This window comes from Delftia sp. DS1230, assembly GCF_040112715.1.
Lineage (GTDB): Bacteria > Pseudomonadota > Gammaproteobacteria > Burkholderiales > Burkholderiaceae_C > Comamonas > Comamonas tsuruhatensis.
In genome coordinates, this window is the sequence record NZ_CP157763.1 from 5439321 (window position 1) to 5461106 (window position 21786).

General features: G+C 62.7%; 18 protein-coding genes. 2 read left to right on the plus strand and 16 right to left on the minus strand.

What is annotated here, in order from left to right; genetic code table 11:
- The first annotated feature begins 1 nt into the window (after position 1).
- Both AAN986_RS24510 and AAN986_RS24515 read left to right on the plus strand, forming a co-directional pair.
- The gene (locus AAN986_RS24510) at positions 2 to 3793 is read left to right on the plus strand and encodes a methyltransferase domain-containing protein (RefSeq protein ID WP_047217725.1); all 3792 of its coding nucleotides are present in this window, start codon (positions 2 to 4) and stop codon (positions 3791 to 3793) included.
- A gap of 152 nt (positions 3794 to 3945) precedes the next feature.
- Positions 3946 to 6456 carry a hypothetical protein gene (locus AAN986_RS24515; protein WP_227468576.1) on the plus strand — a complete coding sequence of 837 codons (2511 nt, stop codon included), beginning with the start codon at positions 3946 to 3948 and terminating at the stop codon, positions 6454 to 6456.
- A gap of 26 nt (positions 6457 to 6482) precedes the next feature.
- Here the strand turns inward: AAN986_RS24515 and AAN986_RS24520 are convergent, their stop codons facing one another.
- The 16 genes from AAN986_RS24520 to gspG all read right to left on the minus strand — a co-directional run bounded on the left by AAN986_RS24520 (position 6483) and on the right by gspG (position 21771).
- Entirely contained in the window at positions 6483 to 7343 is an 861-nt protein-coding gene (locus AAN986_RS24520; protein ID WP_016446450.1) for a class I SAM-dependent methyltransferase, read from the minus strand.
- A 40-nt stretch (positions 7344 to 7383) separates the two neighbouring features.
- The gene (locus tag AAN986_RS24525) at positions 7384 to 8280 is read right to left on the minus strand and encodes a class I SAM-dependent methyltransferase (protein WP_016446451.1); all 897 of its coding nucleotides are present in this window, start codon (positions 8278 to 8280) and stop codon (positions 7384 to 7386) included.
- 54 nt (positions 8281 to 8334) lie between these two features.
- Positions 8335 to 9624 carry an ABC transporter ATP-binding protein gene (locus tag AAN986_RS24530; RefSeq protein ID WP_047217726.1) on the minus strand — a complete coding sequence of 430 codons (1290 nt, stop codon included), beginning with the start codon at positions 9622 to 9624 and terminating at the stop codon, positions 8335 to 8337.
- The gene (locus AAN986_RS24535; RefSeq protein WP_034365077.1) at positions 9621 to 10421 is read right to left on the minus strand and encodes an ABC transporter permease; all 801 of its coding nucleotides are present in this window, start codon (positions 10419 to 10421) and stop codon (positions 9621 to 9623) included. The genes AAN986_RS24530 and AAN986_RS24535 overlap by 4 nt, the downstream gene beginning before the upstream one ends.
- Before the next feature lie 72 nt (positions 10422 to 10493).
- On the minus strand, positions 10494 to 11438 hold the full coding sequence (locus tag AAN986_RS24540; protein ID WP_047217727.1) for a peptidylprolyl isomerase: 945 nt from the start codon (positions 11436 to 11438) through the stop codon (positions 10494 to 10496).
- 87 nt (positions 11439 to 11525) lie between these two features.
- Complete coding sequence (locus tag AAN986_RS24545; protein ID WP_034365079.1) at positions 11526 to 13259, minus strand: hypothetical protein; 1734 nt, start codon at positions 13257 to 13259, stop codon at positions 11526 to 11528.
- A 228-nt stretch (positions 13260 to 13487) separates the two neighbouring features.
- On the minus strand, positions 13488 to 13922 hold the full coding sequence (locus tag AAN986_RS24550) for a hypothetical protein (RefSeq protein WP_034365082.1): 435 nt from the start codon (positions 13920 to 13922) through the stop codon (positions 13488 to 13490).
- A gap of 58 nt (positions 13923 to 13980) precedes the next feature.
- Positions 13981 to 16455 carry a type II secretion system secretin GspD gene (gspD, locus tag AAN986_RS24555; RefSeq protein WP_082138053.1) on the minus strand — a complete coding sequence of 825 codons (2475 nt, stop codon included), beginning with the start codon at positions 16453 to 16455 and terminating at the stop codon, positions 13981 to 13983.
- Positions 16452 to 16892 carry a hypothetical protein gene (locus AAN986_RS24560; protein ID WP_241150334.1) on the minus strand — a complete coding sequence of 147 codons (441 nt, stop codon included), beginning with the start codon at positions 16890 to 16892 and terminating at the stop codon, positions 16452 to 16454. Before AAN986_RS24560 ends, gspD begins: the two co-directional genes overlap by 4 nt.
- A gap of 230 nt (positions 16893 to 17122) precedes the next feature.
- The gene (gene gspM / locus AAN986_RS24565; RefSeq protein ID WP_047217731.1) at positions 17123 to 17698 is read right to left on the minus strand and encodes a type II secretion system protein GspM; all 576 of its coding nucleotides are present in this window, start codon (positions 17696 to 17698) and stop codon (positions 17123 to 17125) included.
- Positions 17695 to 18858 carry a PilN domain-containing protein gene (locus tag AAN986_RS24570; protein ID WP_241150335.1) on the minus strand — a complete coding sequence of 388 codons (1164 nt, stop codon included), beginning with the start codon at positions 18856 to 18858 and terminating at the stop codon, positions 17695 to 17697. Before AAN986_RS24570 ends, gspM begins: the two co-directional genes overlap by 4 nt.
- Positions 18859 to 18953: 95 nt before the next feature.
- On the minus strand, positions 18954 to 19745 hold the full coding sequence (locus tag AAN986_RS24575) for a general secretion pathway protein GspK (protein ID WP_047217733.1): 792 nt from the start codon (positions 19743 to 19745) through the stop codon (positions 18954 to 18956).
- The gene (locus tag AAN986_RS24580) at positions 19742 to 20422 is read right to left on the minus strand and encodes a prepilin-type N-terminal cleavage/methylation domain-containing protein (RefSeq protein WP_034365088.1); all 681 of its coding nucleotides are present in this window, start codon (positions 20420 to 20422) and stop codon (positions 19742 to 19744) included. The genes AAN986_RS24575 and AAN986_RS24580 overlap by 4 nt, the downstream gene beginning before the upstream one ends.
- Complete coding sequence (locus tag AAN986_RS24585) at positions 20419 to 20793, minus strand: type II secretion system protein (protein ID WP_264675414.1); 375 nt, start codon at positions 20791 to 20793, stop codon at positions 20419 to 20421. The genes AAN986_RS24580 and AAN986_RS24585 overlap by 4 nt, the downstream gene beginning before the upstream one ends.
- Positions 20794 to 20822: 29 nt before the next feature.
- Complete coding sequence (locus tag AAN986_RS24590; protein ID WP_034365095.1) at positions 20823 to 21269, minus strand: GspH/FimT family pseudopilin; 447 nt, start codon at positions 21267 to 21269, stop codon at positions 20823 to 20825.
- A 61-nt stretch (positions 21270 to 21330) separates the two neighbouring features.
- Positions 21331 to 21771, minus strand: coding sequence for a type II secretion system major pseudopilin GspG (gene gspG / locus AAN986_RS24595; protein WP_034365098.1), 441 nt, complete (start codon positions 21769 to 21771; stop codon positions 21331 to 21333).
- Between the last annotated feature and the right edge of the window lie 15 nt (positions 21772 to 21786).

The window sequence follows — 21786 nt, forward strand, 5'->3', positions numbered from 1 at the left end:
TATGACCACACCCATTCCCGATCCCCACGTCTACCTGCGCACCGTCGATCTGAACGAGCGCACGTCGCTGTCCGTGCTGGCCGGCCATGTCCGGGCCCAGGCGCACATACTGGATCTGGGTTGCGGCAGCGGCGCGCTGGGCGCCTTTCTCGCCGAGCACAAGCAATGCGTCTGCGACGGCGTCACCCTGAGCCAGGAAGAGGCACGCCATGCAGCGCCCTTCTACCGCCATGTCCATGTGGCCGACCTGGAAGACTGCGACCTGGACCAGCTCTTCGGCGAAGCACGCTATGACTACATCGTCTGCGCCGACGTGCTGGAGCACCTTCGCCAGCCCGAGCGCATCCTGGCTGCATGCCGCAAGCGGCTGACGCCCGAAGGCCGTCTGCTGATCTCCGTGCCCAATGCAGGCTACAGCGGCCTGGTGGCAGAACTGCTGCATGGCGAATTCCGCTACCGCGAAGAAGGCCTGCTGGACCGCACCCACCTGCGTTTTTTTACGCGGCGCTCGCTGTCGCGCTTTCTGGCCGAGCAAGGCTGGCAGGTGGACGACATCGACACCATCGAACGGGCGCTCCCCGAATCCGAATTCCGCGTCGCCTACGACAGCCTGCCCCCTGCCGTTGCGCGCCACCTGCTGGCCACACCCGATGCACTGGCCTATCAGTTCATCGCCAGTGCCGCCCCGGTGGCCCAGGCACAGGCCATCGAGCCGCCGGTGAACTATCCACAGGCACATGCCCTATTCACGGCACAGCTCTACATGGCACGCGCTGGCCGCTATGACGAAGAAAGCAAGCTCTCCACCACGGGCATCATTGGCCAGGCACGCCAGACACTGCGCTTTGCGCTGCCCGACCACAACACTTCACTGAGCCATCTGCGTCTGGACCTGGCCGACCGGCCGGGCTTCATACACCTGCACCGGCTGGCCTTGCTCGATGCGCAAGGCGCCGTCGTCTGGCAATGGCTGCCCGAGGATTCGGACGCCGCCCTGCTGGGGCAACGCCCTCATCATCAGCTCGTGTGGAATGGACTTCATCCGGCAGGCGCCTTCTCGCTGATGCTGCTTCTGACCGGAGATGACCCCTGGTTCGAACTGCCCATTCCCGCAGAAACCCTGGCTGCACTGCGTGGCGCCTCGCTGGAGATCGAGATGGGATGGCCCATGTCGGCCGACTATCTGGCGCTGGCGGGCGCCGTGCAGCCGCTTGAACGGCAGATCGCGCAGGAGCGCAGCCGGGCCAATGATCTGCAGGATCAGTGGCACACACAGCGCATGCTGCTTGAGCAGCAGCACGCGCAGGATGTCCAGCAACTGGAAGAGCGAAGCACTGCGATCCATAGGCTGCAGCACCGCAATGCCCTCCTGGAAGACAGCCACCAGTCGCAGAGCAAGGAGCGCGCCATCTGGCAGCAAGAGGCCACCCGCGTGCAGCGGGACTTCGCGCGCCTGGAGCAGCACCTGCGCGATATCGAGAACTCCACCGTCTTCCGGGCCACGCGCCCTCTCGTCCACGCCAAGATGCGCATTGACCGCCTGCTGGGCCGCACGCCCGTGCCTGCCCCCGTCCTCCACACACCCGTGCCCCAGCCGATGCCGCAGCAGCCCGTCGATGTGATCGTGCCCGTGTACCGCGGCCTGGACGACACGCGCAACTGCATCGAATCCGTTCTGGCCAGCCCCTGCCGCACGCACTGGCAACTCGTGGTCATCAACGATGCCAGCCCGGAGCCCGAAGTCACGACCTGGCTGCGCGAGAAGGCTGCGCAGGAGCCCCGCATCACTTTGTTGGAGAACGAGGAGAACCTCGGCTTCGTCGGCACCGTCAACCGCGGCATGGCGCTGAACACCGCCCATGACGTGCTGCTGCTCAACAGCGACACCGTGGTTGCCAATGACTGGCTGGACCGCATCCGCCAGGCTGCCTACGGCGATGCACGCATCGCCTCCGTCACGCCGTTTTCCAACAACGCCACCATCTGCAGCTACCCGCGCTTTTGCGAGGGCAACGACCTGCCGCCCGGCATGGACACGGCCGCCATCGACGCACTGTGCGCGCGCACCAACCCCGGCCAGGTGGTGGACGTGCCGACCGGCGTGGGCTTTTGCATGTACATCCGCCGCGACAGCCTGAACGCCGTCGGCCTGTTCGACACCGAGCACTTCGGCAAGGGCTATGGTGAGGAAAACGACTTCTGCCAGCGTGCCGCAGCCGCTGGCTGGCGCAACCTGCATCTGCTGGACACCTTCGTGCTGCACACAGGCGGCGTGAGCTTCGGAGAAAGCAAGAGCCCGCGTGAACGTGCCGCCATGGAAACCCTGCGCAGGCTGCATCCGCGCTACGAAGCCGATGTCATGGCCTTCGTCCAGGCCGACCCTGCGCGCACGGCACGCCTGGCGCTGGATGTGGCACGCCTGCAGGCCGAGGCAGCGCAGCAGCCCGTGGTGCTGGCCGTGCTCCACGATCGGGCGGGCGGCACCGTGCGCCATGTCCGCGAACTGGCGCAGTTCCTGCAAGGCAAGGCCCTGTTCCTCATGCTGTCCCCGGCCGCCGGTGGCGTCGTGGTCCTGCGCCGTGCCGAGGAGAAGGAAGCATTCGAGCTCGCCTTCCGCGTCGCCGACCAGATGGAGGAGCTGGTGCAGGCCCTGCGCCAACTGGGCGTGGTGCACGTGCACTACCAGCATCTCCTGGGCCATAGCGAAGCCATCCTGGACCTTCCCGCCCGTCTGGGTGCGGCCCATGACTTCACGGCCCATGATTTCTATACCTACTGCAAGAACATCTCGCTGACCGGCATCGACAACCGCTACGTCGTGCCGCCCCGCGCGGGCGAGTGCGGCTGCTGCGAACCCACGGACACAGCCCCCTACGCCGGCACCGTGGCCCAGTGGCGCCATCGCAATGCACTGCTGCTGAACAACGCGCGCCATGTACTGGCCCCCAGCCAGGACACGGCCAACCGGATTGCCGGTTTCGTGCCCGGTGCACGCGTCCAGGCAGTTGCCCACACCGACCTGCCGGCACAGCTGCCGGCCCCGGTGACACACCCGCTGACTGCCACGGCCCCGCTCAAGATCGTCGTACTGGGAGCCATGAGCGCCATCAAGGGCGCAGACGTACTGGAAGCCGTGGCGATCGAAGCCGCCAAGCGGGGAGCTCCTGTGGAATTCCATCTGCTCGGCTATGCCTACCGCAGCCTGCAGACCCAGCCCCGCGCACGCCTGACCGTGCACGGCGGCTACAAGGAAGAAGAACTGCCTGCTCTGCTGCAGTGGTTGCAGCCCGACCTGGCCTGGTTCCCCGCCCAATGGCCGGAGACGTACAGCTACACCCTGAGCGCCTGCCTGGCCGCCGGGCTGCCGATCGTCGCGCCGGATATAGGGGCCTTTCCCGAAAGGCTGGCGGGCCGCGACTGGTCCTGGGTCATGCCCTGGGACGCCAGCGCCGCCCAATGGCTGGACTTCTTCGCGCAAATACTCGAACACCACTTCATTGAAGGGCAGCCACCACAGCAACCCACCGCGACAGGGAGTGCGGTTGCCCAGCCGGGAGCCACTTTCTATGGTGACGGTTATCTCCAGGGGCTGCAGCCGCGCGATCAGGCCCTGCTCCAGCCACTGGATGCGGCCTTCCTGGCCACACATCGCCTGCAACGCCAGGACCATGCTGCAAGATCGGGGGCCTTGATCCTGCTGGCCCACCTGCGCTCGCTACCCATCCTGCGCGGCGTGGCAAGGCGTATTCCCGCGCACTGGCAGCGCCGGGTCAAGAATTGGCTGCAGGCCTGAGTCAGCAGGCAAGACCGTCGCTGGCGGGCTTGCAGCCCCGACTGCCCTGAACCTTGCGCGCTTCAAGGCAAGGTCCGCATCGCACAAAGGTTGACAACGCTTCTCAGGCCATGCACTCCATACGCCAGTCATTCCACAGGGTCATCCATCGGATGTCCTTCCTGCTGCTGACCATACTGCTTTGCGGCTTCCTTCTACCGGCCGGTGCAACTGATACGGCCTTCCATGACCAAGGAGTACTGGAGGATATCCATTTCGATGCGGCCAAACAGCAGTTGATCGCCAAGGGTTGGAGCGCCTCCGGACGCAGCCACGCCTTTCCGACCCAGGCTTCGATCTTCCTGGACGACCACCTTGTCTACCAAGGCCGGCTCAATGCCCTGTCGTATCCCAGGCCCGACGTTGTGGCGGCTACAGGCAATCCGAACTGGGCCAACGCCGGATTCCACATCCGTGCCCCGCTCGACCCGGACTTTGCCTCCGGCACCTACACCGTACGCATGGAAATCATGACCACGGACGGCAGGCGTTTTGCGCTGACCACCATGGACAAGGCGCGACAGATCACGCTGCACCAGGCTGCCCGCGCCGGCCTGCTGCCCAGAGCCGGCGCCCTTGTGGCCTTCTGCCTGCCTGCGCTGCTCCTGTTGCTGTCCCTGTCCGGATGGCAGTCCAGGCTGCGCATTGGTGCCAGGGCTTTTGGTGCGGCAACCGCAGCAGCCTTCATCATTCTGGTGGCGGGTGGATGGACCGGCTCCTCCGTTGCCCTGCTCTTTCAGAACGACGAGCTTGTTACCCATGACGAAAATGCCTGGCTTGGTACCCCCCAGATCATTCGCAGCGATGAATGGCAGGTCATCACCGCCATGGCCATCAGCCAATACCATGCCGCCGCACCCGGACACCTGCTGAAGAGCTTCGAGAACACCAGCACGGTTTTTTCCAGCGCCGGCCACAACATGAACACTGTGGGCATGAGCGGCGTGCCCGTCTCCAACCTGTCTGCGCTTGCCAAGCCAGCTACTTGGGGCTTTTTCATCCTTGACCTGCGGCGGGCGCTCGCATGGTACTGGTGGTTTCCTTACTTTGCCGGATTCGCTGCATGCCTGTGGGTCCTGGTGCGCATCGCACAACTGCGCTGGCAGCCCGCAGCTGTTCTTGCACTTAGCGTAAGTGCGTCCCCCATGTCAGTTGGCTGGTCGGGCTGGCCTGTCTACATCCTGTTTTTCGCACTGCTCGCCTTCGGCATGTTCCTGACCGCTTGGACAAGGCAATCCATCCGGCAGGTGCTGCCCAGGGCGTTGGTGGCAGGCTGGGCACTGGCAGGCTTTGCCCTTACCCTGTACCCGGCCTGGCTCGTAGTGGTGGCCAGCCTGCTGGGCCCGCTCGCCATAGCATGGCTGTATATGCACCGCGGGGACTGGCGCTGGAACTGGCAACAGGCACTGCTCGTGGTGGTCATGGCGCTTGTGCCCGCCCTTTTGCTCTACGCATGGTGGCTTCATGCTGCAGACGCCGTGTCGTCGATTGCTGCCACGGTCTACCCGGGAAGGCGCATGGAGACAGGGGGATACATGGATCCCTGGTATCTGACCAGAGGGCTTTTCGGTCCGGATCAGATGTTCCACATCACCGACATGCTTGTACCCAGCGATGCCGGCTCCTACATTTTCCTGGCCATTCCGCTGGCCTTGCTGTTTGCCTGGCAGCAAACGCAGGACATGCGGTGCAGGACGCCACGGCAACTGGATCTGGCGGGGTGCCTCTGCCTGACCTTCATTGGCTGGACCCTGTACTTTTCATACCAAGGCATACCTGCCTGGCTGGCTCAGGCGACGCAATGGGCCAAGGTTCCTGTCTACCGCACGGATATCGGCTTGCTGCTGGCTCAGACCTGGCTGCTGGCCAGCGTGCTCAGGAAACAATGGCCCACCCAGGCCTCGGAAATCATTCCAACCATCCCGGAAAGGCAGCGCCAGTTGTCGGCACTTGCGGTAACGGGAGCAACCGCCTGCGCATGGCTTGCGGTTTTCACCTATTCAACGCTGCCTGCGGCGATCTCCGAGACCATCAGTCCTGGGGTCGCCGTCATCACGGCAACGGCCTTTGCCGTCCTGGCCCTGCTGCTGGCAAACCGGCAATTTGTTGCCGCAATGGCCATCTACATGGTCTGGATGCTGGGAACAGCCCTGCCCTTCAACCCCTTGCTGCAGGCGCCATTGCATGTGGAACCAGGGCCAAAGCTGCAACAGCTGGACGCCGATGCCACGAGCCGCCAGGCCCGCTGGGTCGTGCTGGACAACAATCGGCAGGCCATGGCGCTGGCGGCATCTGGCATCAGGATCAGTTCAGGGATCTTCTACCACCCGCCTCTCGCGTTCTGGGAAAGACTGGACCCCGGGAGAAAATACTACGGTATCTACAACCGCTATCAGCACCTGACCATAGAAGGCGCCGAACTGCAAGGCACGGATTTCGAGCCCGTCCTCCATAGCCTGGACCATGTGCTGCTGCGTGTGAACACACGCAGCTTCGACTTCTCGAAGATTGCTGCCACCCACATCGCAGCACCGCAACGGCATGAGCAGGGCCTGAATCAGAATCCGCACCTGCGGCACCTGAAGTCCGAGGGCAGCTGGAGCTTCTATCGCACGATAGATTGATGGACGGGCCTGAGGCCCGATCCCGGCTATGGTTTACCCAGCAGCAGCAGGATCTCGTTGTTGCGCAACCAATCTTCGGGATAACGTCCCTGCAATGCCTCGGGAATGGGCATGTCCACATGGCGCCGCTCCTCACGCAACACCTCGAAACCGGCCTGCCGGGCGATATCGATCAGTTCATCAGCAGTGAGCCGGTTCAGCGCCTGGTATTCCTTGAACACGAAGCGCTTGTAGCCATCCGCACCGAAATCCGCAAAGCCAAAATCCACCTCGGCGGCATCGAGAGGGCCCTCATGCTTTTCGATGGTGTTCCACAACTCCTCTTCCGAGGCCATCAAATGGTGCCAGGGCATATCATCATAGCGACGCAGATGCGAGCCCCAAGGGGAGTGGAACAGGGGCTCGATCTGCAGGAAGAAGACGCCACCCGGCCGCAGACAGGCATGCAGGTCCGCCAGGATGGGCAGCACCTTGTCTCGCTGCACATGCTCGAAGGTGGACCAGCTTAGCAAGCCATCGTAGCCTGCATGCCTGCCCGCCAACGGCGAGTTTGGCACGATGGTCTCGAAGCTCAGCGCGGCGGGAATGCGCGACATGCCCAATTGCTCTCGTGCAATCCGGGGCAGCTTGGCATACTCCTGTCGAATGTCTATGCCGTGGATGGATGTCGCGCCGTGGCGCAATACCAAAGCTAGGTCGGTGATGCCGTCGCCACAGCCGAAATTCAGCAATTTGGCCTGGGACAGATTCAGCGACCGTCCCAGCCAGTCGTGGGCCAGATCAGCCGCATAGTTGAAATGCGCACGAAACCATTCATCCGTGATCTTGTCGGCATTCCATGGGGAAATGCCTAACAGCCGCTCCTGCAAACGCAGCATCCAACTCATGCGATCGTCCTCTTTGTTCTTTCTTTAGCCCAGATAACGTCTACAACAGCTGCAGTACATAGGCATCCTGGTGATTCCAGAAATGCACAAGAGAGCGATGGCGCAGCGCATCACTGCCCCAAGTCTCGGCAATGCGGTCCAGCACAAAGCGCTCAGAGGTAAAAGCTGTTCCGTATTCATTGGCGTCGATGGCGCTCGACTCGCTGGATGGGGCAAAGAAAAAACCATCATCATCGAGCTTCACGCTATCGAAGTCCGCCGCCTTCACACCATGCGTGCTGAACACCAGCAAACCGCCTGGTGCCACCGCATCGCGCAATACCTTCAGCCAGCGTGTCCAGGTCGAGCGCGGCAGATGGCTGAACAGCGACAGCACAAACACCAGCTCGTACTGCTGGGGCCAGCGTACCTGCTCCGGCACGCTGGCCGACGCAAAGCCGTTCACGCCGAATGTCTGCTGCGAGAAATCCACGGCATCGGCCACGATATCCGAGACCGTGACGCGTTCAGCCCCCAGGGCCTTGACCAAGTGCCGCGTGAAGCGGCCATGGCCGCTGGCGAACTCCAGCACGCTGGCCGTGCGCAACAGCGGCTTGTCCACGGCCTCCAGCAGCAGCATGAGTTCCGACAGCGTGCGCCAGCCGTCGGCGAAGTAATCGCGCAGCGGATTCACACTGGACGGATGACCTCGGAAGAAGCCAAAAATATCGTCCTTCGGGGAAATTCTGCAGTCCAGTCCCATTATGTTGGAGAACGAGCCCACAAGCCCATGGGCTTCTATCAGCGCATGCGCCTGCAGCAGGCTGTCGTCGTTTTCGCGTGCACGGACCAGCACCTGCGCAGCACCTGCGCGATCGCCACGCTCCAGGAGATGCAAAGCCTCCTGCAGCAATCGCTGCCCTTCACCGAGGGGATTCGAAGAATTGTCGGATGTCATGGGGTGTGGATTATGGCGCCAACGACAGGCAGCCGTGTATCCCGCCGTACGGGCTCAGCTCCAGTGGTGGGGCAACCGCACCAAGCCCGGCAAGGGTTTGGGAAAGATGAAGCGCAGGTGCAGGAACTGGAACCACTCGTCATAGACGGCCAGCCCTGTCTCATCGAACAGGAAAGCGCTGATCACGTAGTCGCCGCTGTGGAGCGGCAGCTCCGGGAACGTCAGTACGGTCTGCCAGGTTCCATCGGGCAACTGGCGAGGGACCGCTCCATCCTCATGCGTGGCCAGGGAGGTGATGCCCACGCCCTTGGACTGCTCGATCATGAAGCCGATATGGGGCCGCTCGCTCCCCCGGCCGCGCGCTGTGATGGTCACGACCAGATCCTGGCTTTGCAAGAGACCGGGCTGGTCGCCGGCAGGTTCGGCCAGATCCTTCACATCCACGGAAAGAATGCAGGCCGAACCACTGTCAACGGCCGCGACGGGACCTGCAGGCTCAGGCTGTACCTCCTGGTGTCCGGCACTCTCGCCCGCAGACACCTGCAGTGCGGCGACGGGAGCCTCCAGCGACTGCTGCTCACGCTCCTGGCGCTCGCGCGTATGCAGATCGTACGCGGCCAGCACTGGTTCGGTCGGGCCGAACTGCGCCACTTGGCCACCCCGCAGCCACAGGGCGGCATCGCAGAGATGGCGAATGTGATAGGGGCTGTGCGAGCAAAACAGGATGGTGCAGCCGCTTTTGCGGAACGCCATGATGCGTTCGATGCATTTCTTCTGGAAATGCTGGTCGCCCACAGCCAGGGCTTCATCGATGATCAGCACGTCCGGCTGCACCGCCGTCACCAGCGCAAACGCCAGCCGCACCGTCATACCGGATGAATAGGTCTTGACGGGCCGGTCCAGTGCTTCGCCCAGCTCGGCGAACGCCGCGATTTCGGGCTCGAGCTCGCGCATACGCTCATGGCTAATGCCGATCAGGCTGCCGCCGAAATACAGGTTGTCACGCCCGCTGAAGTCGGGGTGAAAGCCCGCCCCCAACTCCAGGATGGCAGTCACTCGCCCTACCCGCTCGATCTGGCCAAAGCTGGGCTGCAAGGTGCCCGCCAGCAGCTTGAGCAGCGAGCTTTTGCCCGCGCCGTTGTCACCGATCACTCCAATGCACTGCCCACGCCGCAGTTCGAAAGACACATCCCTCAGCGCCCAATGGCTGCGGTGCGTGGCAGCCCCCGTCAGCAGAGCCTTCAGGCGCGAGCGCGGAGAGGGATAGAGCTTGTATTCCTTGCCCAGCTGGCTCACGCGCAGCACCAGATCCTCGGGCAGGGCATCAACATGCTTCATGCTCATAGCCAATCCACCAGCTGGTCACGGCTGCGCCGCACCAGCGCATTCAAAACGATGGTGCTTCCCACAAGCCAAGCAAGTGACACACACCACACGCTCATCAGTGGCCAGGCCCCCTGCAACAGCACCTGCTGGTAGCCCTGTACAAGCCCTGTCATCGGATTGAGCCATAGCACCCAGCGCCAGCGTTCGGGAAACATGCTCAATGGAAACAGCACAGGCGTCAGGTAAATGCCGACGGACAGCAGAAAGCCCACCACCTGCACCGTATCACGCAGGGCCGCCGCCAGTATGGCCAGCACGTAGGCAAGCACCAAGCACAGCAGCACCTGCAATGCCAGCAGTGGCAGCAAAGCCAGAACTGCAGGCCTCAGTCCATGCGAGGGGATGTAGGCCAATGCCACCAGCAACAGCAGCGGGCCATAGATCAACGCACTGGCCAGTACCGAGCGCGTGACGAAGAGAACAGGGGGCAAGGCGTTCTTCTGCAGCAGCCCGCCTGCATCTATCAGGCTGTTCATACCCCGCGACACGGCGTCGCAGAAGGCCATCCATGGCAGAGCGCCTACGACGAGAAAAGCACCAACAGCACGCGTTGGGGCATGCTCACCCAGCCGCATGCCGAACACCACGTCGAACACCAGGTAGTAAGCCGCCACGGTCAGCAACGGCTGCAGGTAGGGCCAGGCAATGCCCAAGGCTGTGCCCTTGTGGCGCGAAGCGATCTCGCGGCGTATCAGCACCCACGCCAAGCTGCGCCCGCGCCACAGCGCAAGCGCTTCGTTCCATAAAGCGTTCATCGTAGAAAATTGGAGGCCACCACCACGCATCCCGCGTTGGTTGGCAGCCTTTGAAGAACAGTGTGCGTTGGATCAACGCCGGGTTGCAGAATCTCCGGCGGGAGGCAGTGCTTGCACCTTGGACTCATTGCGCACAGCAAAAGCTTCGATTGCCTTCACGTCCGGCACAGCCTTTTCCTGAGCCTTTCGGACTAGAGCCATTCTGGCCTCATTGGAGGCCTCAACTTTCACCTCACGCAAAAGCTCGTTCTTGACCTCATCGAAGGGGCGAGTCATTGGCGCATGACGCTCTTCCAACTGGATCAGATGGTAGCCGAACTGTGTCTGCACCAAACCGCTCAGATCCCCCTTCTTTTGCAACGAAAAAGCAGCGGCCTCGAACTCAGGAACCATTCGCCCCTTGGTAAAAAGGCCCACATCACCACCACGAGAGGCGCTGCCCTTGTCGCTTGAATGCTCTTCGGCCAGCTTTGCGAAGTCTGCACCGGCCTTGAGCTGTGTGAGCAACTCTTCTGCCTTGGTCTTGGACTCTGGCGTCACCCCCGCGATCAAGATATGGCGAACCCGCAACTGCTCGCCGACCTTGAAGCGCTCAGGCTTGGCTTGATAAACGGTGCGAGCCTGCTTCAAGGCCACATCATCGCTGATCTCTGCCTTGCCTGCTGCACGGTTGAGTAGCTCGTCCGACAGCACCTTGTCGCGCATCACCTGCAAGGCAGCCGCTACAACAGGGTCCTTGTCAAGCCCTGCTGCAACAGCCTGCTCGCCCAACGTCCTGCGCACAAACAGATTTTCAGCGATCTGCCCGGCCGTCTGCTTGCTGGCAAGCGCCTGGGCACGAACTTCAGGGGGAAGCCGCATCTGCACATCGGCCTCCACGTCGACCGAAGTGACAACAGCTTGCCCACCACGGACGAAGGTGACGGCATCGGCAGCCTGCACCGAAGGTACAACCATTGCCATGGCGGCCAGAGCCAGACTTTGCATTGGGAAGAGACGGATCATCGAAATCTTCATGGATGAGGAACAGTCATTGAAATAAAAAAAGGCAGGGGTAAACCCCTGCCTTTTCAGATCGCGTTACCGCGAAAAAGTGCCCACGAATTAACGCGTGAAGCGGTGCGGCCAAGTCACGCCGTACGTGCCGGACACGCCAGGACGTGCAGCGGGGTTTGCCAGCTTGATGAACGAAGCACCAACCAGGGGCAGACCCATGCCGGCGTTGGTCGTCGTCAGGACGCCCCAACCGTTTTCGTAGGTACCGCGGGTAGCCGTAGTACGAGCAACCGAGGCACCCAGCACGGAAGTGCCGGTGTCTTGGAATGCCAGCACGCTGACTTCGCCGCAGAACTGCACGGAGGTCGTGCCGCCGGGCGAGAACTCAGGAATCACACCGCTGGTGGTTTCTTCACGATCCCAGAAGCGTTGTGCGTCAGCCAGCACGCAGATGTTGCCCTTGGCATCAACGGATGTGTTGCCGTTTGCACGGAACGTACCACCGCCAGCAGCGATTGCACCAGTTGCAGCTGGGTAGAACCAGTTGTTGGCTTGGCTGACTGCAACAGTGTTCAGGTTGGTGAACACGCGGTAGTTGGCGTTAGCAGCAGCAGCACCGGCGCTGGTCACAGCGGCGTAGTTAGCAGCCACGTTGTAACGACGGGTAGGCATGGAGAACAGCCAGTCGGTCTTGGCAGCGATGATGGCATCGTTGGCATACTGGTTGGTCACCGAGCGAACAGCCAGAGCTTGCGTCAGGCGATTAGCTTGCGAACGGGGGCCGTTAGCACCCAGAGCAGCGTCTGCAGCCAAGTAAGGCGTAGACATGTCGGGCAGGTCGCTGTGGTTCAGAGGGATGGATGCCGAAGTCACAGCAGCGCCAGCTGCGTTGTACACGTCAGCGGTACGGAACAGCGGGTCAGCCGTCGTGTTGTTGGCAACAGCAGTGGAAGCCTGGTTGATCTGGGGGAAGTGCACGAAGTTGGCACGACCATTGCCACCAGTTGCCTGGATAGCAGTAGCACCACCAGAGAACGTGGTGGTTTGAGCCACGTTCAGAATGTACCAGTCAGCCATCAGGCCGCCGGTGGGGGTCTGCAGACCGGTGTCAGCAGCAGCTTGTTCGGTGTAATCGTTCACAGCTGCGCTGTCCACCAGGGTACGTGCGGGGGAGCCAGCAACCGAGCAGGGAGCCACGGCGTTCACATGCTTGGTGGCTTGGTACAGGGGAGACAGGCGAGTGCCGCCAGCAACGATCTGACCTTCAGCATTCCAAGAAGCTGCGTTCGTGATGTCTGCCATGTTGAAGATTTCAACGTAGCCTTCACGAGTTTGGTTCTTCTTGTCGTCATCCGACAGGTAGCCAGCCAGACGGCTCGTGCCGAAAGGCACAGCAACGCCCTTGGTCAGAGCGGGCACCGTGCAGGTGTTGTCTGCGGAAACCAGCGTAGCACCATCCGTGCCGTTAGCGGCAACAGCGCCAGTCCACACATCGCCAGGCGACAGGAAGACTTGGAAGTCCAGCAGGTCGTCAGAGTTGGCAGCGCTACGGAAACGGACCTTCACAACCTTACCGTTGAAGGTGTCGGTGTTGGTCAGGTGCAGCACGGTGGAGTTACCGTTTTGCGCGTTGAAGTAAGGCACCACCAGTGCATGACCCACGCCACCGTCAGCCACTTGCAGGCCGGTAGCAGTCGCTTGCGACAGCAGGCGAGCATCGACAGCCGTCTTCACGGTCGTGGCATCGCCAGTACCGACGATGACGTTGGCCGAAGCTGCGCCGGCAAAGCCCAGGCCACCAACCATGGCAGCAATGCTCAGAGCCAGAACATTTTTCTTCATAAGAACTATCTCCAGTAAAAAGATAAGGTAGTTGCAACCACCACGATTGATCGCCGGGGAATCGTAGCACAGGCATTTGTGCCGCTTACCGCTTATTTCAGGCACTCAGATCGTGTTTCGGAAAAAAACAACACTTTCAAAAGAGCACCCGATCAGGGACGGAGGATTATTACAAACATTCCAGACTGTGCCTACCCCTTCCGTCGGCATTCTTTCCGAAGTATTCACTTACTCCAGAAAGATCCACCACTGGCCGTCTTCACGAACCCAGACTTCCTTCATCCCCATGGGCACGCCAGTGCCTTTGAGCATGGGCAGTTGGGCAGTGAACTTCATGTTGAACTCGCAACGATCGGCCTCGCAGCGAGCCTGGCCCGGCTCAAGATTTTCCACAGAGGGAGCCATGCCGTAGGCACGGCGGAATTGCTCCTCCGACTTGAGGGAGCGGTAGGCAGGCGTCGTGAACCCATAGGCCTTTGCCACATTCCCATCCAGCCGTGCCTGCCAGTACGCCAGCGAGCGCTCGGCCACGATGGTTTCAGGGTCCTTGGGCTTGCCAAGGCCTGCGCAGCCGGCAAGAACGGTGATGCCAGCCAGAACGGCACCCCACCGCAGCCAGCGCACCTGGCTCTGCATCGGACGTTGGTTCGTCAAGAGATTCATGAGGTTGTTTTCTCCAAAAAGAAAGTTTCGAGGCATGGAGCCTTCATTGGTTCCGGCCTCAGCGCACACTTCCCGACGACAAGGGACCGATCTCCACTGCCGCCTTGGATCCGGCGGGCTCCGGCGTTTTGAGCAGCGGGACCAGGGCACGCATCTGATCGCGCAGATCATCGCTGACGCTGCGGATATCGACATCGGAGCGGACCACGCGCGGGGTGATGATGACCAGCAATTCGGTGCGCCGCCCCGAGTTGGAGGTGGAGCCGAACAGGTTGCCGACCACAGGCAAGTCGTGCAGGAACGGCACGCCATTGCGGCCATTGGTATTCGTTTCCTGGATCAGACCGCCCATGACGATGGATTCGCCAGAGCGAACAGACACTCGGCTGGAGAGCTGCCGCTGCAGGAACGAGGTCTGCCCGGTGATGTCATCCTTGCTACCCACATCGGTGACCTGCTGGTTGACCGTCATGGTGACGAGATTGCCCGCATTGACCGACGGCGTGACCTGCAGGTTCACGCCCGTGTCCTTGTACTGATAGGAATTGGTCGTAGTGCTGCCAACCGTCGCACTGGTGGAGGTCTCTCCCGAACGGTAAGGCTGCTGCGTTCCCACAGCGATGGCCGCCGTATGGTTGTCCAGCACCATGAGGCTGGGACTGGCCACCACTTTGACGTTGGTTTTGGTCGACAGCGCATTGAGCGTGGCGCGGATGCCGCTTGCGGAATTCTTCAACGTGTAATTGAAGCCCATGCCGAGCGCCTCACCCAAGGCAGAGCTTGTCGCCTTGTCCGTGTTGAGCAGAGTGCCGCCACCTTTATAGCCGTTGTTGCCCACATCACCACTGAAAGTCCACTGCAGACCGTACTGAAGGGCGTCATTGAGCGTCACCTCGACGATGCTGGCCTCGATCAGCACCTGGGTCGGCGGCAGGTCCAGCTTCTTGAGCGTCACCTCGATGCGCTCGAATTCCGCAGGTGTGCCCCAGACCAGCACGGAGTTGTTGAGCTCGTCAGCCATGACACGGATGTTGCCGATGCTGGCCGTGCCGCCGCCCTGGCCGCCTGCGCCGGTTTGCCCCAGGCGCTGCTGGTTGTTGCCGAAACCGCTATTGCCAAAACCACTGCTGCCGAAGCCACTGCTGCCGAAGCCACTGTTGCCAAAGCCACTATTGCCAAGGCCACTGCTGCCGAAACCGCTGTTTCCGAAACCGCTGTTTCCGAAGCCGCTGTTTCCGAAGCCACTGTTTCCGAAGCCACTGTTGCCGAAACCGCTGTTGCCCATGGAGGTCCCAAGTCCCGGCGCCACACCGCTGTTGGCTGTAGAGCCACCGCCCGATCCGCCAAAGATGCCCGACAGCACGCCTGCGAGATGCTTGGCATTGCCGTTTTGCACGTGATAGATGTTCAGTTGCGGCTGCGCGCCGCCCGAGCCGGGCTGGTCGAGCTTGGCGATCCAGCGGCGTGCTTCCTCGAGGTAGGCCGCACGGGGCGTGATCACCAGAATGCTGTTGAGCCGCTCGATGGGCATGATGCGCAATGCGCCAAACAGCGGATTGCCTTCGCCCAGGGCGACTGCGGCATTGGGTGCGGCCGCAGCCGCCGCCCCCCCAGGCCGAGCAGCACCGACCGCCCCCACCGCACCTGCAGCCGGTGTTGCCGCCTGGGCAGTAGCGCCGCCTCCGCTCATCAGTTGCAAGGCGGCATTGACCTCCTGGATGGTCACATACTTTAGCGGGAACACGCCCACCGACATGCCCTCCAGCAGGTTCACGTCAAAGGTGCGCACCATCTCCAGCCAGCCTTCGGCCTGGGCGCGCGACCCCACCATGACCAGCAGGTTGCGGACATTGTCCACGCGCACGATGGCATCACCCGGCACCATGGGGCGCAGGATGGACGCCATCTCGTTGGCGCCAATGTACTGAAGCGGAACGATGATGGTCCCATACCCAGGCGCAAGCGGTTTGTCGACCACCGCCTGGCGTACCGTGGCACCGATGCTCTTGAGCGCATCGATACGGCCCACATGGTAGGTGCCCCGCGCATCGCGGACCATGGCCATGCCATTGGCCTGCAATGCCGTCTCGAGCAGGTTCAGCGCCTGGTCGGCAGGAACTTCCTTCTGGGTGCTCAAGGTGACCGTGCCTGCGATGGGCGGGTGCAGCACATAGTCCTGCGACAGGATGTCGCCCAGCACGGTGCGGACCACCTGCGCCAGAGGAGCGTCCTCGAAACTGAGCTTGACCGGAGCCCCGGAGACAGGAGGCAGGGCCTGGGGCCCGGCAATCAGCTTGCCCGTACCCTCCATGATGCGGGGCTGCTGACCTTCGTTCGATTTGGCGTTGGTTTTTTTCTCCTCCGCCGGCTCGGTGAAGATGTAGTCCTGGGTGTTGCCCGTTCCAAAGTGGCTGACGAAGTTCTTCTGGGCAGGCTGCGCGCATGCCAGCAGCAGCTGGCACACGGCAATGGCCAATGCGGTGTGGACGGGACGGTAATGGAATTTCATGATTTTCTGACCGATCTCTTTCATTTCTGCGGCTGGGCGGCGGCTGGGCCACTGCTGCCGAACGACGGCACGGGCGCTCCCTGGCCGCTTCTGGCCAGCCCGGCGGGCAGCGGAAACTGGGGTCCCTCGGCTGCGGAGTCCGTCCGAGAGGAGGATCCGCGCGAGGGGTCACCCGGACGCGGAGCGGGGCCCTTGTCCATGCTGGATCTGGCAATGGTGAGCGTTCGGCGGCTGCCTTCGCGCTCGAGTTCGACATCGCGTCCGTCCACCCGGATGAGCTTCCAGCCATTAAGACTCTGGTTCATCATGAGACGCTGCTCCTTGCCATCAACGCGCAGGATGATGCCCGTCACCTTGCCCGCGAACGAGCCCAGCACCTGGGCATTGGCCAGGCGGTCAGGCTCGGGCTCCTTGGCAGGCGGTGGGGGTGGCGGTGGCGGTGGAGGCGGGCGACGCGTCATGGCGAACAACGGGCGCTCCTGCATCTGCAGCAGCTGCCTGTCTTCCTGGCGGGGAGCAGACCCGGACGGAGACTGGGGAACCATGGCTTGGATATCGCCCCGCTGCACTCCAGGCGGTTGCCAAGTCGTGTTCCGAAGTTGAAGCTCGGGGGTCAACCACAGGGCAGCCAGCCCTGCGCACAGTATGAGCTGGGTGCCTGCAATGCCCCAGACCGGTAGATTGGGCCGCCTCACGAGATTTTGCTCCGGAGAATGCTGAACGTGAATTGCGCGCTGAGCTTGGGCACTGCCTTTGGATCATTGCTCAGCAGGCTGCCCTGCAGACTGATTTCAAGATCGTCGAGCCATACGGTGGGAGAGAGGTCCTTGAGAGCCACCAGCGCCAACTGGATGGCGGACCATTCGCCCTCGGCCGTCATGGCCACGCTGATGCGTTCATAGGCGCCATCGTCGGTCACCGGCTTGACCTGGCTGCTAACCACCGACATGCCCGCCGCATCGAGCATAGTGCGCAACCTCTGCTGCATGCCATTGCCAGTCTGGGTCGCATCCAGCTCTCCGGGATAGACATGTTTGGCCTTGATTTCCGCCACCTGTACCAGGGCCTGGCGGATCTCATCTTCCTGGTCGCGCATTCCCAGCAGCCGCGCATACCGGGGCGCCAACGTATCAAGGGCTTCCTGCGCGGCCTGATGCCGGCCATAGATCCAGAGTCCAGCCAGGCTCAAAGGAACGAGCACCAGCAAAACGAGCGCGCCCAGCAACAGCAACTGGCGTGCCAGGGGGGCAGGTATCGCGATTTTCATTGACCCTCCTTGGCAGCCGGGGGCACAGGGGCAATACCAGGCTTCGCAGGGGTGCCTTCCGCCGGCGTGGCCGGCTCGTCAGGCAGAGCATGGGAGCCAAACACCTTTGGGTCGATCACGGCCTCCAGGACAAAACTGTCCTTGCTGGTCCCTGCGGCCCGCGTGACGGCACTGGGCAGTTGCACATCGACGAACCCCGGCACCTTGGAGAGCAGGTCCACAGCGTGCGACACATTGCCGCTCAACCCCAGCACCGTGAGCTTGTTTCCCTTGAATTGAATGCGCTGCACAGCGGTGTCGTCGGGCAAGGTGGCCGTCAACGCGGACAGGACACGCAGGTGGTCGAGTTGCTGGCGCTGACGGTCCAGCAAGGTGGCCACATCCTGCCCCCCTTCCGCCAGACCCTGCCGGGCAGCCACGACCTCCGAGACAGAACGTGAAAGCTGGGTGAACTGCCGCTGGGCATCCAGCGCGCGAAACCGCAGTTGCAAAGAGGGCGTGGCAGCGATCGCCAGAGCCAGGGCCAGCACGGCGCCCAGGCCCAGCATCAGCCAGCGCCAGCGCCATGCTTCTTTTTTCAGGCGCTGCTGCTCGCCGAAGCCGTCAAGCATGACCGGCATACCCGATGCGCTCATCGCCCAGACCTCGGGCTCGGCGCCCTTGGCCAAGGCCGGATGGTCGGCGAACGCCTTCAGAAGCCCGTCGATGTGAGCACGCGAGACGATCACCACATCGACCGGACCCTGCGACGGAATAGCGCCATGCGCCGCGTCGGGGGCCTTGCGTCGGACGTAGCCGCAGACGGTGTCCAGCGCGGAAAACGGGGACATGGTCTGCACGTCCAGCGCAACCGCCGCCTGAAGTGAGGCGGGCGGCATGGCGGGCAGGCGAAGGCTGCGTGACAGGACATTGCCTTCATCCACGAGCACCGCCACGCCAGCGGGGACGGAGCTGCCCTGCCCCGGCTCCTGCCAGCTCAGCCAGCGGCCTGCACGCACCCATGCACCTGCCTTGTGGCCCAGCACCTCGATCCCAGAGGCGGGCATGAGACGACGGAGCACCGGCCAATCCATCATCTGCGGCCATGCTTCCTGCCATTGGCGCCCCAGCGCCGACAGGTCCAATCCAAAAAGCTTGGCGTCGGAGGTCATCAATCCCATGAAGCCTGCCATTTCCTACAAAAAAACTGTCTCATCACGACGAATCCTTCTAGCAATTGCAGCGCGCTGCCCTGTACATCGCCACGGGGCACCCACTACATACGTCCTTGCCATACCTGCATGGAAGAGAAATCCGTCCACGGCAATTGCCCCATAGGCCGCTGCTGGCGCACGTCCACCTGGCGCATGACCAGCACCGCCCCCGCTGCCTCAAAAGGAACGCGCGCTATCACGGTGTACCGCGAACTGGACTGCGCCTGGCGAATCCCACCCACGTCCGCCGTCTCCAGCACCGCCCTCAGTGCCAGGGGCGATGCTTCGAGGTTGACGCCCGGGCGCCCATCTGAATCCGCGACGACGAAATGGCGCAGAGGTGCGTAGATGGCATAGGTCATACCGGGCACCTGCAGCAGGTCTTCAGTGGTTTCGAAAGGCACTCTTATAGAGCGCCGCCTCATCTCCTCGCGGGTCTGGACAATGGCCTGGGCCATCGCTTCCGCCTGCCCGCTTCCGAGTCCCGAAAACCGGGACAGCACCAGTGCCAGCAGGGCAGGCGGCGCATTGTTGATGTTGACCAGGCCACTCCAGGGTATGACTTCGACCGGGATTATCCGTCCCGCGACCGGAACCGTCACCGATTCAAAGGCCTTCAGGTTTGTCGGGCTGGCCGCCATGCGCTGCAAGGTCAGGTAAATCGCCGCCTCACCCACGGCCCGGCCTTCGGCCATGTTGCGGGTCACCCCTCCAACCGCAGCCTCCTGGCGGACGACCCCGCCCAGGCTGCTGGCAAAAATGGCCAGTGCAGCGACAATCCAGAGCACCAGCACCAGCGCCATGCCCTGATCGTCCCTTGCCACGGCCGCCCGCCGTCTGACGCGCGACATCATTGCTGACCTCCACCGAACGAAGGCATCAGAACGCTTCGAGGGTTCGATCCAACCGGTGTGCGCATGGCGATGACCATCATGGGCCACACACCCGACGCCGCCTGCAACTCTATCTGCACAGCGGATGGCAGCTCCTTTTCATTGTCTTTCTCGGGTCCCCATTGCGGCTGCCAATGTGCCACGCCCAGCTTGGCATTCTGGTAACGCAAGGCAAAAGCCGTGACACCGCGATCAATCACATAGGACTGGCTCTGCCCCCAGTCGGGCATGACATCGGGCCCCTGCCAGGGCGCGAAGCGCAACACCAGAGCATCCCCCTCGACCGAGAGCTGGAAGTGGGTTCGGCCACCCATGCCGAAGCGCGCGGGCATGATACCCAGCCAGCGCATACCTTGTGGGCCGCCTTCGAAGAACAGTTCGCTCTCGCCCTGCTTGCGCAGACCCGCCTGCCGCCGTATGGCAGAGGCCTGGCCCAGGACGGAACGCAGAAAAGCGACGGACACGCGCTGATGGTCCATGCGGTCCAGCCGCGCATCGACACGCTCCTGCGTCTGCGAAACCGTGGACATGGCCGATGCCAGTCCAAGCATGAGCAGGGACAGCAAGGCCATGACCACCAGCAACTCGACCAGGGTGAAGCCCCGCTGGCCTGCCGGCAAACGGCCATGCCGGCTCATCGTGCCACCTCGCCCTGCTGCAATGGGCGCTGGGGGCGCAGAGTCTCGAAGACCCAGCTGCGCCCTTCGGCGGAGATGGTGATGCGCAAGGCATGGAGCGGAACTGCGGTCTCGGGCAGATCGGCCACGGGAAAAGGTGCCGAGGCCACCTGCCATGCATAGGCGCCATCCTGGCCCGAAGCCTGCGTGCCTCCAGGATCTACCATGGGAAATGCATCCATCAGCGAATCTGCCAGCAGGGCCACGCCCTGGTTCTGCTCCAGCTTGGCCACGCCCCGCGCAGAGCCGCCGACCGCGCGATAGATGAGGGCCAGTGAGAGGGCCATGATGGACAGCGCCACCAGCAACTCCAGCAGGGTCATGCCCCGCATCCTGGGGCGGAAACCGGCGTGCCGACTCACTACAGGGCCTCTTTGGTGACCTGGCCGGACAGCCAGTCAACGCGCAGGCGCACGCCACCGCCGCTTTGCGCGCGGGCCAGAGAGATGCTGCCCCCCGTGGCACCGCCTTCCGGCAGGAAGACGATGGTCTGGCTGCCGTCGGCCAGGGCCATGCCCGCCGCCGTGGTCAGTTGCACGGTCAGGCTGTCCGGCAGCCTCACCGAGGCCTGCCCGGCGATACCGTACTGGCGGCTATTCGTATTGACCGCAAAGGTCACGGGCATGCCCTGCAGCGTGGCCTGCTGGCGTGCCTTGCGCAGCAGGGCCGTGACATCCTGTACGGTCTGTCGGTAGTCCACGGCATCGCGCAGCTTGCCCATGGCAGGCGGGATGATGCCGATGATCGCGCCGAGAATGGCGAACACCACCAGCAGTTCGATCAGCGTGAAACCCTGGACGCGATTCAAGACTCATCCTTGGCGAAACGGTACGGCAACGGCTGCTGCTGAAAGGGTGTTGCGCAACGCGTTACTTGGTGTTGCGCACGTCAGAGGCCTCGCCCTCGCCGCCAGGAGCACCGTCCGAGCCCAGCGAGAGGATTTCCACATCGCCGTTGGCAGCCGGATAGGTGTAGCGGTAGGGATTGTTCCAGGGGTCGTTGGGCACGCCACCCTTGAGGTAGGGGCCAGCCCAGCCTGCTGCACCTGCCGGCTGCTTGACCAGCGCGTCCAGGCCCTGCTGCGAGGTGGGATAGCGGCCCACGTCGAGCTTGTACAACTCCAGCGCCTTTTCGATGTCGGCAATCTGCACGCCGGCCGTCTTGGTCTTGGCTCCGCCCAACTGATTCAGCACCTTGGGGCCGACCAGGCCGGCCAGCAGGGTCAGGATGGCCAGCACGACCAGCAGTTCGATCAGCGTGAAGCCACGCTTGCGGGCGCGGGAGGACAGTTGCTTTTGCATGCGCATCATCTTCTACATACCTTT

Bases quoted from the DNA above. Each gene is read 5' to 3' on its own strand.
- AAN986_RS24510 (WP_047217725.1), top strand. From the start codon at position 2: ATGACCACACCCATTCCCGATCCCCACGTCTACCTGCGCACCGTCGAT.
- AAN986_RS24515 (WP_227468576.1), top strand. From the start codon at position 3,946: ATGTCCTTCCTGCTGCTGACCATACTGCTTTGCGGCTTCCTTCTACCG.
- AAN986_RS24520 (WP_016446450.1), bottom strand. From the start codon at position 7,343: ATGAGTTGGATGCTGCGTTTGCAGGAGCGGCTGTTAGGCATTTCCCCA.
- AAN986_RS24525 (WP_016446451.1), bottom strand. From the start codon at position 8,280: ATGACATCCGACAATTCTTCGAATCCCCTCGGTGAAGGGCAGCGATTG.
- AAN986_RS24530 (WP_047217726.1), bottom strand. From the start codon at position 9,624: ATGAGCATGAAGCATGTTGATGCCCTGCCCGAGGATCTGGTGCTGCGC.
- AAN986_RS24535 (WP_034365077.1), bottom strand. From the start codon at position 10,421: ATGAACGCTTTATGGAACGAAGCGCTTGCGCTGTGGCGCGGGCGCAGC.
- AAN986_RS24540 (WP_047217727.1), bottom strand. From the start codon at position 11,438: ATGAAGATTTCGATGATCCGTCTCTTCCCAATGCAAAGTCTGGCTCTG.
- AAN986_RS24545 (WP_034365079.1), bottom strand. From the start codon at position 13,259: ATGAAGAAAAATGTTCTGGCTCTGAGCATTGCTGCCATGGTTGGTGGC.
- AAN986_RS24550 (WP_034365082.1), bottom strand. From the start codon at position 13,922: ATGAATCTCTTGACGAACCAACGTCCGATGCAGAGCCAGGTGCGCTGG.
- gspD (WP_082138053.1), bottom strand. From the start codon at position 16,455: ATGAAAGAGATCGGTCAGAAAATCATGAAATTCCATTACCGTCCCGTC.
- AAN986_RS24560 (WP_241150334.1), bottom strand. From the start codon at position 16,892: ATGACGCGTCGCCCGCCTCCACCGCCACCGCCACCCCCACCGCCTGCC.
- gspM (WP_047217731.1), bottom strand. From the start codon at position 17,698: ATGAAAATCGCGATACCTGCCCCCCTGGCACGCCAGTTGCTGTTGCTG.
- AAN986_RS24570 (WP_241150335.1), bottom strand. From the start codon at position 18,858: ATGGGATTGATGACCTCCGACGCCAAGCTTTTTGGATTGGACCTGTCG.
- AAN986_RS24575 (WP_047217733.1), bottom strand. From the start codon at position 19,745: ATGATGTCGCGCGTCAGACGGCGGGCGGCCGTGGCAAGGGACGATCAG.
- AAN986_RS24580 (WP_034365088.1), bottom strand. From the start codon at position 20,422: ATGAGCCGGCATGGCCGTTTGCCGGCAGGCCAGCGGGGCTTCACCCTG.
- AAN986_RS24585 (WP_264675414.1), bottom strand. From the start codon at position 20,793: ATGCGGGGCATGACCCTGCTGGAGTTGCTGGTGGCGCTGTCCATCATG.
- gspG (WP_034365098.1), bottom strand. From the start codon at position 21,771: ATGATGCGCATGCAAAAGCAACTGTCCTCCCGCGCCCGCAAGCGTGGC.